This window comes from Haemophilus aegyptius (genome assembly GCF_900475885.1).
Taxonomy (GTDB): domain Bacteria; phylum Pseudomonadota; class Gammaproteobacteria; order Enterobacterales; family Pasteurellaceae; genus Haemophilus; species Haemophilus influenzae.
Genome location: NZ_LS483429.1, coordinates 813,290 through 825,380 on the forward strand (window position 1 = coordinate 813,290; position 12,091 = coordinate 825,380).

Genomic DNA, 12,091 nt, shown 5'->3' on the forward strand with positions numbered 1-12,091 from the left:
TTTTATTCCCTATTTTTTACTGGCGTACAAAGTGCATCATAGGTTTTTGCCTGTAACTTGCTGTTTTCGGAAAGATCTACTCGATAATCAAATTCGCACTGATCTGCCGAGTTTTGTCCCCATTTCACATTTAGACGACCTTCAGATTTCGTCAATCTCTCTGCAAACAGCATTCCGCCTTGTCCAACATAGCCGACAAATTGCCCTTTTTCATCTTGCGCCGTTGCCGTCATCGGCACGATCTCGTGGCTCGGCAGGCTCAAGTTAAACAAAATCATCGTATTTTTATGCGTGCTGAAATCCACCAAATGAATACTGTTCGCACGCGGAATAATTTGTGTTTCTGTCGCCTCAAAATCGACATTTTCCTGCGCCCCTTTCGGATCGATACCAATATAATTGACACTGTAAGGGCTGACATAAGGCACAATGCCGTTACCAAAATAATCAAGATTGCCATTGCCTGATTCAATGCCAGCACCGCGCCCTTCTTTGGCGTGGATAATGGCAAAACCATCACTAACTCGTGTCCCTAGCGTTATACCGTATTGGTGCGCCACGATAGATCCATTCGCACTTATACCCATTTGACGGCTGTGTTGATTATCTTGCGAGAAAGAAGCACGATAATCGCCTATTCCGCTTTGGAATCCGCCATTGGCAGCCACTTGACGATAACGGTTGGCGTCTTGAGAAACAGACAGACCATAGTTCCATTGCCGTTTGTCGCCCAAACTCCCGTTTACGCCCAATTGAGCACTACTGTAGTCTGACTGGCGAGAATAAGAGCTAGAAAGAGAATGATTGTCGCCCAATGGCAGACTAAAACTCAAATACACTGCTTTTTCTCGCCTATCGCTGATTTTATCGTGAGTTTGCGAAAGGGAAATTTGATAACCTAAGCTTTTGTAACGGTTACTATAGGCGATTTGATACTCTCTACTTTCGCCCTCCGTTCCCCAATAGGTGGAAGTTTGCCCCGAAAGATAAAAATCGCCCCATTTGCCCATATTTTGGTTAATCGAAAGTTGGTATTGTCCTTTAGGAACTAAATAAGGAAGCGGAAAATAAAACCCTGTATATTTTTTCGCTTCGTGATTAATCGACAACGTATCTTGTAATCGGTAAAAGTCTCGCGAATAGCGATATACCGACAACATAATATTTGTTCCAAAATTATTGAAATCGATGCGATAATTACCGTGTAAACGCTGTCCTTTAAAGGTTTGATGCGAAAAGCGAGCTTTCGCCCAAGTGGAATCAGCAGAAAACGCACCAATCGGTGTCGCCAGCCCAAAACCAAACAGGCGCGCACGGTAATTCGGCGAGGCAATCGCGCCGCCGTTAATGGTTAATGAATTAAATAAACCATATTGCAGGGTTGCCTGCATTACGTTATCTTCCACCGCATCATCATTATGGCGATATTTTCCGCCACTTAGCCGATAACGGAAATGACCAACACGTAGCAAAGGTGCGGTATTTGAAAATGGCACGGAAAATGACCGCACTTTTCCATCGCTTTCCTGAATTTCCACCAGCAAATCGCCGTTATTACCGCTTGAATATAAATCATCGATAATAAAAGGCCCTGCAGGTACGGCAATTTGGTAAATAATATTGCCATTTTGTCTAATGGTAATATTCGCATTGGTATTCGCAATGCCACGTATAACAGGTGCAAAACTGCGTTGAGAAGGCGCAAGCATTCGGTCGTCAGAAGCCACACGAATTCCTCGCAAGCCAAAACTTTCGCCAATTTCATCTGAGGTGTAGAAATCGCCTAAGGTTACATCGCCCTGCAAGAGCGCAAAATCTCGTTGCAAATAGGTTTCGCCATGCTGATAGCCATCGGTATAACTGCCTGAAAGATTACTTTTATTCCAAGACAGCGAACCATAATGACGCAACGCCCAACTGCCGATATTTGCCCCTGCCCGTATGCCCAAATAAAAATTATCGTTCACACTGCGCTGATTATGATAGCGGTAATAATTCACATCATAATTGACAAAAGCCGCTGTTGTGCCACTTTGCCAGCGTGTCGGCGAAATATAATCGCGTGGATGGCTGACTGTGAGAGCTTGCGGAATATCTACATCAAGACGAAATTCGCCCGTTTGATAAGTAAATACCGCGTCAGGAATGGCATATTTCGCCCAAACGCAACTGTCCTCTTCGCCTTGTTGTTTAATGGCAGATTTTTCCAAATCCAACATTTCCTGTAAAGCGGGAGTCAGGCACAATTCGGCACGCTGGGTTTCATCATTATCGGCAAAACGCAGTCTAACATTGCCTTTTAAAACATTATTGACTCGCACTTCTGCATCATATTCTCCGGGCAGCACGGCATTTTTCTGATTAAAACGAGAAAAATCAACGCCCAATTTTGAGCCACCGCCCCAATATGCGCCATCAAATTCATCTTCTTCCACCGCATATCCCCAGCTCGTATAAAAAGCAAGTATCAGCAAATATGCCAATGTGCGACGGGTAAAAGGTTTTGTTGTCAGTTTTTTCATATTTTTTATTGATTGGATAACAGGAAAATGATTCATTGCAATACCGCTTCGCCAGCACTGTCGCCGCCGTAATCATTAACCAAATACCATTTCAATTTATCCCCTTTGTGGATGCCTTTTCCCTCAAACACCACTTGGCTGAAAGGTGCGACCATTCTCACTTTTTTTAAGGGTGTACGATTAACTTCTGCCGACACATAACTCAAATAATAAGGTGTTGGATTATCCACGTTTACGCCATTAGATACCGCCTGCCAACGAACCATTTTATAAGCATCTTCAGGCTTCATCGCTAAATTTTCTGGACGATAGAAAAATTTAAGGCGAGAACGAATAGCAAATTGTAAAAAGTTTTGATTGGAATCTAGAAATTCTTTGCTTGGTTTAGGCGGAATATCAAGCAAATTGAAATAAAATAGGCTTTCCCTGTCTTTAGGCAAGGCTTTTGTGCCAGTGTAAGTAATGCGTAAGGTTTGTCCTGATTGAGATTCTATACGGCTAACAGGTGGCGTAATGGCAAAAGGAACTTGAATATGACGCGGATCTGCATCAGGATCCCCTTCATCTATCCATGCCTGAACCAGCGATGCCTTTTTACCAGGATTATCTAATTTAACCGTAATGGTTTTTTCATTTTCTGGATAAATAACCCGCGTTCCTGTAATCACTACATTGGCTTGCGCTGTGCTACTTAACAGCAACACCCCGAACAATATTTTTTTTAACATCCTTTCCCCTTAAAAATACACAGATGCAAACGCCAACAAATCGTCTGCAATCAAAAAAGGCAAGCTAACTTGCCCTAATAGAAATAAAGAAAGGATTATTCATATACGAGTTCGAAATCGACGGAGGTTTTGACATCGCCAGCACCGACATTAGCACTAGTAGCATAGAATTTTGCAAAGTAGGTTAATGTTGTTGAGGCTGTAATATCTTCTGGATCTACATCGTCTGCATTAGTCTGCGTTAAAGGGTTTCCATTAGTTGCTGTTTTCATTGGAGAAATCGCTTTCTTGCCATCTTTATTAAATAATTGGATATTAATATTTGTTGCTTTATCTGCACCAATTTCATTTTTTAAAGTATATTTATGATCAACATCAACGTTTTGAACAGAAGAAAACCCAGCTTTAACTTTGTGTGCTGTATTTGCATTGCCAGCTGCAGCTAATGTGCAATTTTCTAAATGAATAGAAAATTTTGTTGGATTTGCAACATCGCTTTCCTGTGTAAAAGCATTTGTAGGAGCTTTTCCAAGATCAATAGTTTGATTTGTATTATTGTTTGTAACAATACAAGTCTGCTCAACAATTTTCCCTGTAAAATTGATTCTACCTTTTGTCGCCGCATTCGCATTTATTGCCAATGCACCTGAGAATACTGCAACAAGTGCAGCAGATAAGAGTTGTTTTTTTATTTGAATCATTCTTTAAATTAAAATTTTTTAAAAATTAATAAACCTTTATTAATTTAACCGAAAATACCTGTTTAAAAGGTATTCGGGGGGAAATTATAATTCAAAAAAAATGCAACTGTCAATACTTATTTAAAAAAATAAAAAATCATTTTAACAAGAGAATGTGCTGTGAGAATAACTCTCGGCTTTTTAGCGGTTTATCGCCAAGATAAGGTTTCAGCGCAATACGAGTAAAACGTTTTGCTGCTTGACGTACCGCATCATCAGAAAAATCGAGGGCTTCAAAAGCTAATAAATCTCTGCCGTAAAAAGTAAGATTATCTTTCACTAAAGACGCGATGAAACCTTTTTCTTCACGATAACGATATGTCATTGTGCAATCGACAGGCTCGCCAGACCCTGCACAATGCAGAAAATCCACGCCGTAACCAAGAATTTGTAAAAGTTGAAATTCAAAAAGACGCAACGTTGGCTCAACGTTAGTTTCCGTTGCCAAGCCTGTTAAGCATTTTAAATAATGTTGAAACAGCGCAGGATTTGGCGTTTCAGACTCAATAACACGAGTGAGTAATTCATTTACATAAAAGCCACTATAAAGGGCGATTTGTTGTAAAGGAAGTGTAATTGCGGCAGGTTCAGCTTTGGTAAGGGTTTTCAATGCGCTTTTTCCCGTCCAACGCAACAATAAAGGTGTGAAAGGTTGCAAAACCGATTTCCAAGATGAACGCTTTGCACGCGCCCCTTTTGCAATCACGGTTAAACGCCCACTTTCTTCAGTGAATAAATCCACCAATAAGCTCGTTTCACTATAAGGGCGACGATGCAAAACAAAACCACGTTGAAGTTCGCTTTGCACGATTATTGTCCAGATAAGCGTTCACTTGTTTGTGACACACATTGCGTTGCTAAAATTTCGCCGAGATTCGTTTTTAGCGTACTAAAATCATCACGCTCTTGCCACATCCAACGAATATTGGCGTAATTTTTACCACGTTCAGAAATCATTAAGGTTAGTTTTTCTGATACGCCTTGAAAAGTAACAGTGACATAATGCAAATTTTTTTTGTATTTTTTATGTGTGGCGTGTACAACACGAACAAGTTTATCATCTTGACATAAATATCGATCAGCTTCGCCTTTTTGTAAGGCTTTATCCACTTTTTCTACTTGCATTTTTTGCGCTTGGGGGCGTGTCACACTGGCATTTTGCGCACAGCCAGCCAGCAAAAGTGCGGTAAAAATAAGAGGTATTTTTTTCAACATAAATCCTACCTTGAGAAAAGAACTTAAAAAAGAAAAAAAGGGCGATTACTCGCCCAAAAAATTATTTTTTATATTGATAAGAACCATCAGACTGACGAATAAAACGCGCGCCATTGGATAAACGCATTTCATTTACTCGCCCTTGATTATTCACAGATACCGTTACTTTATCGCCAGATTTAAAGCTACTTAATACATTCCCCGCCCCTGTCGCTTTGCTCATTGCGTTTACATCGGAAATATTAAGTTGATTATCACGGAAGACTTGCATCAGTGAAACACCTTTCGGCACAGTTAATGTTTTTGCAGCAAGACGAGAAGCTGTAGATTTACTCACAGGTTTTGCATCAACGATTTGAACTTTCTTTTCTTTTTTAACTTGAACAGGTTTGGCTTCAACAATCGGTGCTTTTCCTGCTGTTTTAGCGACATTTTGTTCCGTTGCTTTTGATGGCATCGCTGCTTTCTCTGCCACTTTCACTTCTTTTTTCGTAATATCTTTATGCGCAACTTGTGGCTCTACCGCTTGAGCTGGTTGCATAGGCGTAACAATAGGCGCAACAGATGCCGCAGCCATTTCATTTGGCATTTGAATTGGAGCTTGAACAACATTTTGTTGCATTGGCGCATTTTCTACTGATTGGTTTTGAGCCGTCGTATTATTCGCCGATTCATCTACTTTTGGTGCAGATTCAGGTTGGTTAGCTTGTTCTGTAGTCATTTGATTTTGTGCAGGAGGATTATCTAAAATCGTGGTTTCTACTGGCTGACTTTTATCTAAGGATTGGAACTGCACAGGGATTTCATTGCTGTTAGATTGAGTAAAAGACTCAACCGTGTCAGAACTTGGTTTTAATGCAAAGAAAATAATCAATAAAATAACCAACGCCAAAATAGCCATAAACAAGCGACGATGTTTTGCTGGCAATACTTGTAATACTTTCCATTTTTCTGGTTGGGCTAAAATAGGTTTTTCAGCCTTTTCGACGGTTTCATCCGCGTTATTTTCAGCACTGATTTCTTCATCAACCACAGAAATATTTTCTTCTGTGGAAGAAGTTTGAAGAACAGGCTCTTGTTCCGTTCTCAATGTTTCGCTAGAAATAAAAGGTGTCCTTTCTTGAGCAGGAGTATGCCCAAAAGTGGGTTCTTTACGTTGCTGAAAGTTAGTTTGCACGTGATTTTTTTTGGCAAATAACCCTTTTGCTTTACCTAAAATTGACGAACTTGGCTGAATTGTTTTCTTTGGTGTAATTGGCTCTGCTTGATTAAGCCCTAAATCTAATTCATTTTGAGATGATTGTTCATTTTTATCCATAGAATTCACTGGATTGCCCCTGATGCTTGTTCTTATTCATATTAATTAGCCACAAAATTGAGAAGCCCAAAAGTGCGACGAGAAAATTGGGCGTATTTTATCGGATCTTATTCTGCGTATAAAGTCTTATTTGGCTCGCCCGCAATTTCTCGTGCAAGTTTAGGAACAAGATAGCCAGATGTCAGAGACTGCAAGGTTTTATAAATTTGCATAGCTTCAATATCGCTAATCAGAAAATGGCTCGCCCCTTGCACTTTATCTAGCAAATGCAAGTAATAAGGCAAAATCCCTGTTTGAAAAAGTTTATCGCTCAATATTTTTAGAATTTGCGCATCATCATTCACGCTTCTTAGCAAAACAGATTGATTCAACAGCGTGACATTCACAGCGTTTAATTTTTGCATCGCATTAGTAAAAATTTGATCAATTTCATTCGGATGATTAATGTGTGTCACCATCACTTTTTGCAAACGAGTTTCTGCTAATAAAGTGCAAAATTCATCAGTAATTCGTTGCGGAATCACAACAGGCAAACGGGTGTGAATACGCAAACGTTGTAAGTGCGGTATGTTTTCCAAATGTTTTATTAACCAAGCTAATTCGTGATCTTTCGCCATTAAAGGATCGCCACCTGAAAAAATCACTTCTTCAATTTCAGAATGCACCGCAATGTAATCTAATGCCAATTGCCAGCTTTTTTTATTTCCTGGGTTTTCATCGTAAGGAAAATGTCGGCGAAAACAATAACGACAATTCACTGCACAACCGCCTTTTGTCATAAAGAGCAAGCGATTTCTATATTTATGAAGAATATTTGGCACCGCATTGGCATTTTTTTCTTCTAAGGGATCCGTACTAAATCCCTCCGCTTGCACAAACTCTAAATCAGAACACATCACTTGCAAGAAAAGGGGATCTTGCGGATTACCTTTTTCTATTTTATCAATGAAAGGTTGTGGCACGCGAAGCGAAAAAAGTTTCCGCGCAGCAATAGATTGCTCAAAATCATCTTCTGGTAAATTTAAGGCTTTTAGTAATAATTTAGGATCTGAAATGGCATTTTTTAGAATTGTGAGCCAATTTTGTTCTTCTCTAATGACGGGTTCTTGGGGTAAAATACGCACTTTTCAAACCATCTCTCATTTTTAGGATATTTCAAATATGGCTACATATACTACCAGTGATTTCAAACCAGGTCTAAAATTTATGCAAGACGGCGAGCCTTGTGTCATCGTTGAAAATGAATTTGTAAAACCAGGCAAAGGTCAGGCATTCACTCGTACTCGTATTCGTAAATTAATTTCAGGCAAAGTATTAGACGTAAACTTTAAATCTGGCACTTCGGTTGAAGCGGCTGATGTTATGGATCTTAACTTAACTTATTCATACAAAGACGATGCTTTCTGGTACTTTATGCACCCAGAAACATTTGAACAGTACTCTGCTGATGCAAAAGCCGTAGGCGATGCAGAAAAATGGTTATTAGACCAAGCAGATTGTGTCGTGACTTTATGGAATGGCGCACCAATTACTGTTACGCCACCAAACTTTGTTGAATTAGAAATCGTCGATACAGACCCAGGTCTTAAAGGCGATACCGCAGGCACTGGCGGTAAACCAGCAACATTAAGCACAGGCGCAGTTGTAAAAGTACCTCTTTTCGTTCAAATCGGTGAAGTTATCAAAGTAGATACTCGTTCTGGCGAATACGTCTCTCGCGTAAAATAATTGTTTAGATGACAAAAGTGCGGTTAATTTCTGCGATATATTGTAGTAATAAAAAGCACTGAAATTCATTCAATAAAAATGCCTTTCCGTTCATAAATAGGAAAGGCATTTTTTATAAGCTGTGGTAAAAATAATCACTTGATAAAAATGAGATTATTTCTACTTGACGGTTTTTATTAGAGAACGTATTATTCACGCGCATTAAATCACGGAGGAATGGTCGAGTGGTTGAAGGCACCGGTCTTGAAAACCGGCGAGGGTTTACGCCCTCCTAGGGTTCGAATCCCTATTCCTCCGCCATCAATTTTTACGAGCTAACTAATTCGGAAGAATTAGTTTTTTTATTTCTCATCATCTATTTTCTGTGTTTTCACGGTTTTCCACTTCTTCTTTAAACACCAAATATTCTTCTAAAAGATCGATTGCATCTTGGCATTTTTGCTGGCGTTTTTTATAAACTTCTGCAAGTTGAGCATAACGTATTTTTTCATCATTATTTTTTTCAGCTTGTGCTAAATCTTTATGCTGTCGATAAAGATTATTCAATTGTTCTCGTGCTTCGTAATATTTTTCTAGGCGTTCTCTTGGTGGTAATTTATGAATGCTATGTTGAGATTTTTGAATGGTTTGTTTCGTTGTTGTTTGGGATTCAGTTAGATGAGTATTTTTGCGAACTAAAGCTTCCGAAAGAACGGAACATTGGGCGAGTAAACGCTCAGCTAGAAAATTATAGTGATTAGAATCGTTAGACTCTAACGTCTTTATTCTATCTAGCGTTTGATTGATTTCTTTTAGATAAAAGGAAACATTCTGTCCATTTTCACTGAACAAAGTGCGGTCAAATTTGGCGAAGATTTTTTCTTCTCGTTTGGATAAATGAGCTTGATAAAGTTGTTGAACTTTTTGATCTAAGCGTTGGATAAGTTGTTGAACAGTCATAAAAAAATCCCCCAAGTGGGGGATTATAATCGTTAAAGGTACATTGCTGCAATCCAGCCGAATACCAATAATGGAATATTATAGTGAATAAAGGTAGGTACAACAGAATCCCAAATGTGATCGTGTTTGCCATCCATATTCAAGCCAGATGTTGGGCCTAATGTTGAGTCTGATGCGGGCGAACCTGCATCTCCTAAAGCCGCCGCTACACCTACAATTGAAATTGTCGCTAATGGAGAAAAACCAAAAGATAAACAGAGTGGTACGTAAATTGATGTAATAATCGGTACTGTAGAGAATGATGATCCAATACCCATTGTAATTAATAAACCAACGACAAGCATTAATAATGCGGCAATACCTTTACTTTGCACAACACCAGAACTTAGGCTTTGTACTAAATCTGTTACGCCAGTGGTGGCATTAATCACATTTGCAAAACCTGAAGCAGCAATCATTACAAAGCCAATCATTGCCATTAAGCGCAAGCCTTGTTGAAAAATATCGTTGCTTTCTTTTAGTTTGAAAATGCCACATAGTACGAAAATAATTAAGCCAATTAAACCGCCAATGATAGTTGAACTTGTGACTAATTGTGTTGCGAAGGTCGCGACAATCGCGATTAAACTTGCAACAATTTGTTTTGGTTTAATATTAGCAATGTGAGCTTCAATATCTTTAGTTGTTGGTTCTTCAACATTGATATTGTATTCACGTGGTTTACGGTAGGTAATAAATATGGCTGTGAGTAAGCCTAAAATCATTCCAATAACAGGTAACAACATTGCTAAAGAAACTTGTGCTACATTTGTTTGTAAACCTAAGGTTGCGCCAGCTTGATTAATGTTTTTAACTAAAATACTTTCAATAAAGATTTTTCCAAAGCCTACTGGTAATAACATATAGGTAGCAGTTAAACCAAATGTAAGTACGCAAGCTACTGCACGGCGGTCAATTTTTAAACGGTTAAAGATTGAAAGTAGTGGTGGTACAACAATTGGAATAAAAGCAATATGCACTGGAAGTAAGTTTTGAGAAGAGATGGCAAACAATGCCAATACCGCAAAAATGAAATATTTAAACCAAGTTAAATTGCCAGCAGTTGGTGTTTTATTCATTTTTGTGATGATTTTATAAGCGATTAAATCAGTAATGCCTGATTTAGAAATAGCAATGGCGAACGCTCCAAGTATTGCATAGTTCATTGCGACTTCAGCACCGCCACCTAAGCCGCCTGTAAAGGTTTCGATGGTTTTAGTTAAACCTAAATCACCGATAAATCCTGCGGTAAGCGCAGCAATCACCAGTGCGATAATAACGTTGATGCGTAGCAAACTAAGTGCCAGCAAAACGATGATTGAGATAACAACAGGGTTTGATAACATTGTGTTTTTCCTTGTAAATTAAATGATAAATACTTTACTTTAAAATTTTTATTGAATAAAGAATAACGCTAAATTAATGCCTCCTATATCGTAAATAAAACAAAACCCCTCGAAAGTTGCCTTCCGAGGGGTAAGATTTTTATTATCCTGTCAGCTCGGAAGAAATCTTCCAAGCACACCAAAAACCTGAAAGATTATTCAGTTGAATGGTGATGATGGTGACGACGGATAATGTTCATTTTTTATCTCCAAATAAGAATTGCTTTTAAACTACTGGAAAAATAAAACGATTGCAACCAGTTTTTTATTTTTCTTAAAGTGCGGTCTCTTTTTCAGTTGTTTTTTCCTGTTCTAGTTCAGACGCAATATGTGGGAAACCACCTAAATCTTTTAAATGATTGACCATATAGCAGAATAATTTCGCCGTGCGTTCGGTATCATATAACGCTGAATGGGCTTGTTTACCATCAAAAGGAATTTTTGCGGCTTGACAGGCTTTAACGAGAACAGTCTGACCAAACATTAAGCCCGCTAAACTTGCGGTATCAAACATTCCAAAAGGGTGGAAGGGATTACGCTTTACGCCAGTACGTTCAGCGGCAGCCATCACAAAACTTTGGTCAAAAGTGGCATTGTGCGCCACAATGATAGAACGTTGGCAATCCGCATCTTTTTGTCCTCGACGCACCATTTGAAATAATCCCGTGATTGCATCAAGTTCAGACACCGCGCCACGTAGTGGATTGTGAATATCAATACCATTAAATTTCAAGGATTCTGGATTAATATTTGCGCCTTCAAAAGGCTCGATATGAAAATGGCATTTCTGATCAGGATGCAAATAACCGTTTTCATCCATTTTTAATGTGATGGCGGCTAGTTCGAGTAACGCATCTTTTTTTGCATCAAAACCTGCAGTTTCAACATCAATAATGACGGGGAAATAGCCACGAAAGCGATTTTTTAATTGGTTGTGATAAGGGATTTCTTGAGAATCGGACATAATCTATCTCTTAAAAATAAAATAACGTAGGAATCCCTACGTTATTAAAAATACAATAAAAATTGACCGCACTTTAGTTACCTAAACCAGATTTAGTACTTTTGTTTTCGATAAACTCAATTTTATAACCATCTGGATCTTCAACAAAAGCAATGACGGTTGATCCACCTTTCACTGGCCCTGCTTCGCGAGTAACGTTACCACCGCTCGCGCGAACGGCTTCACAAGTCGCATAAATATCATCCACGCCGACAGCGATATGTCCATATGCAGTGCCATGTTCATATTTATCTACGCCCCAGTTGTATGTTAATTCAATTTCTGCCGCACTTTCGCCATCTTCGTAACCTAAAAAAGCCAGCGTATATTTGTATTCTGGGTTTTCACTGGTGCGTAATAAACGCATGCCTAAAATATCTTGATAAAATTTGATTGAACGATCTAAATCGCCCACGCGTAACATAGTGTGTAAAATTTGCATCGGTTTAATCCTTTTTTGATAAAAGTGCGGGC

12 protein-coding genes, 1 tRNA gene and 1 other annotated feature are annotated in these 12,091 nt (G+C 38.9%); of the genes, 2 read left to right on the forward strand and 11 right to left on the reverse strand.

Annotated elements, in window-relative coordinates:
- Window positions 1–2: 2 nt before the first annotated feature.
- The 7 genes from DQN49_RS04360 to epmB all read right to left on the reverse strand — a co-directional run bounded on the left by DQN49_RS04360 (window position 3) and on the right by epmB (window position 7,647).
- Complete coding sequence (locus tag DQN49_RS04360) at window positions 3–2,558, reverse strand: fimbria/pilus outer membrane usher protein (RefSeq protein WP_006996156.1); 2,556 nt, start codon at window positions 2,556–2,558, stop codon at window positions 3–5.
- Complete coding sequence (locus tag DQN49_RS04365; protein WP_006996157.1) at window positions 2,555–3,250, reverse strand: fimbria/pilus periplasmic chaperone; 696 nt, start codon at window positions 3,248–3,250, stop codon at window positions 2,555–2,557. The genes DQN49_RS04360 and DQN49_RS04365 overlap by 4 nt, the downstream gene beginning before the upstream one ends.
- A 95-nt stretch (window positions 3,251–3,345) precedes the next feature.
- On the reverse strand, window positions 3,346–3,951 hold the full coding sequence (locus tag DQN49_RS04370; RefSeq protein ID WP_006996158.1) for a fimbrial protein: 606 nt from the start codon (window positions 3,949–3,951) through the stop codon (window positions 3,346–3,348).
- 136 nt (window positions 3,952–4,087) lie between these two features.
- Window positions 4,088–4,798: a DNA repair protein RecO gene (gene recO, locus DQN49_RS04375; RefSeq protein ID WP_006996159.1), complete on the reverse strand. Its 711-nt coding sequence runs from the start codon at window positions 4,796–4,798 to the stop codon at window positions 4,088–4,090.
- 2 nt (window positions 4,799–4,800) lie between these two features.
- Window positions 4,801–5,205 carry an MliC family protein gene (locus DQN49_RS04380; RefSeq protein WP_006996160.1) on the reverse strand — a complete coding sequence of 135 codons (405 nt, stop codon included), beginning with the start codon at window positions 5,203–5,205 and terminating at the stop codon, window positions 4,801–4,803.
- Between the two features lie 61 nt (window positions 5,206–5,266).
- Window positions 5,267–6,532: an opacity-associated protein OapA gene (oapA, locus tag DQN49_RS04385; RefSeq protein ID WP_081457585.1), complete on the reverse strand. Its 1,266-nt coding sequence runs from the start codon at window positions 6,530–6,532 to the stop codon at window positions 5,267–5,269.
- A gap of 98 nt (window positions 6,533–6,630) precedes the next feature.
- A complete protein-coding gene (epmB, locus tag DQN49_RS04390; protein ID WP_006996162.1) occupies window positions 6,631–7,647 on the reverse strand; it encodes an EF-P beta-lysylation protein EpmB in 1,017 nt (338 codons plus the stop codon).
- 37 nt (window positions 7,648–7,684) lie between these two features.
- Here epmB and efp point away from each other — a divergent pair, with 37 nt between their 5' ends.
- Both efp and DQN49_RS04400 read left to right on the forward strand, forming a co-directional pair.
- A complete protein-coding gene (efp, locus tag DQN49_RS04395; RefSeq protein WP_005662944.1) occupies window positions 7,685–8,251 on the forward strand; it encodes an elongation factor P in 567 nt (188 codons plus the stop codon).
- A gap of 210 nt (window positions 8,252–8,461) precedes the next feature.
- Window positions 8,462–8,551, forward strand: a tRNA-Ser gene (locus tag DQN49_RS04400).
- A gap of 51 nt (window positions 8,552–8,602) precedes the next feature.
- Here the strand turns inward: DQN49_RS04400 and priC are convergent.
- The 4 genes from priC to gloA all read right to left on the reverse strand — a co-directional run bounded on the left by priC (window position 8,603) and on the right by gloA (window position 12,059).
- Window positions 8,603–9,190 (reverse strand): primosomal replication protein PriC, encoded by a 588-nt coding sequence (priC, locus tag DQN49_RS04405; RefSeq protein ID WP_006996163.1) that lies wholly within the window; start codon window positions 9,188–9,190, stop codon window positions 8,603–8,605.
- 32 nt (window positions 9,191–9,222) lie between these two features.
- The gene (locus DQN49_RS04410; protein ID WP_005654065.1) at window positions 9,223–10,575 is read right to left on the reverse strand and encodes a Na+/H+ antiporter family protein; all 1,353 of its coding nucleotides are present in this window, start codon (window positions 10,573–10,575) and stop codon (window positions 9,223–9,225) included.
- A 97-nt stretch (window positions 10,576–10,672) separates the two neighbouring features.
- Window positions 10,673–10,794: a sequence feature (His leader region), on the reverse strand.
- A gap of 94 nt (window positions 10,795–10,888) precedes the next feature.
- Complete coding sequence (rnt, locus tag DQN49_RS04415) at window positions 10,889–11,578, reverse strand: ribonuclease T (protein ID WP_005691801.1); 690 nt, start codon at window positions 11,576–11,578, stop codon at window positions 10,889–10,891.
- A gap of 73 nt (window positions 11,579–11,651) precedes the next feature.
- Window positions 11,652–12,059 carry a lactoylglutathione lyase gene (gene gloA / locus DQN49_RS04420; protein WP_006996164.1) on the reverse strand — a complete coding sequence of 136 codons (408 nt, stop codon included), beginning with the start codon at window positions 12,057–12,059 and terminating at the stop codon, window positions 11,652–11,654.
- Between the last annotated feature and the right edge of the window lie 32 nt (window positions 12,060–12,091).

What these genes read in the sequence shown, in the direction of transcription:
- DQN49_RS04380 (WP_006996160.1), bottom strand. Translation starts at nt 5,205, where the DNA reads ATGTTGAAAAAAATACCTCTTATTTTTACCGCACTTTTGCTGGCTGGC.
- DQN49_RS04370 (WP_006996158.1), bottom strand. Translation starts at nt 3,951, where the DNA reads ATGATTCAAATAAAAAAACAACTCTTATCTGCTGCACTTGTTGCAGTA.
- DQN49_RS04360 (WP_006996156.1), bottom strand. Translation starts at nt 2,558, where the DNA reads ATGAATCATTTTCCTGTTATCCAATCAATAAAAAATATGAAAAAACTG.
- DQN49_RS04365 (WP_006996157.1), bottom strand. Translation starts at nt 3,250, where the DNA reads ATGTTAAAAAAAATATTGTTCGGGGTGTTGCTGTTAAGTAGCACAGCG.
- DQN49_RS04410 (WP_005654065.1), bottom strand. Translation starts at nt 10,575, where the DNA reads ATGTTATCAAACCCTGTTGTTATCTCAATCATCGTTTTGCTGGCACTT.
- rnt (WP_005691801.1), bottom strand. Translation starts at nt 11,578, where the DNA reads ATGTCCGATTCTCAAGAAATCCCTTATCACAACCAATTAAAAAATCGC.
- priC (WP_006996163.1), bottom strand. Translation starts at nt 9,190, where the DNA reads ATGACTGTTCAACAACTTATCCAACGCTTAGATCAAAAAGTTCAACAA.
- gloA (WP_006996164.1), bottom strand. Translation starts at nt 12,059, where the DNA reads ATGCAAATTTTACACACTATGTTACGCGTGGGCGATTTAGATCGTTCA.
- efp (WP_005662944.1), top strand. Translation starts at nt 7,685, where the DNA reads ATGGCTACATATACTACCAGTGATTTCAAACCAGGTCTAAAATTTATG.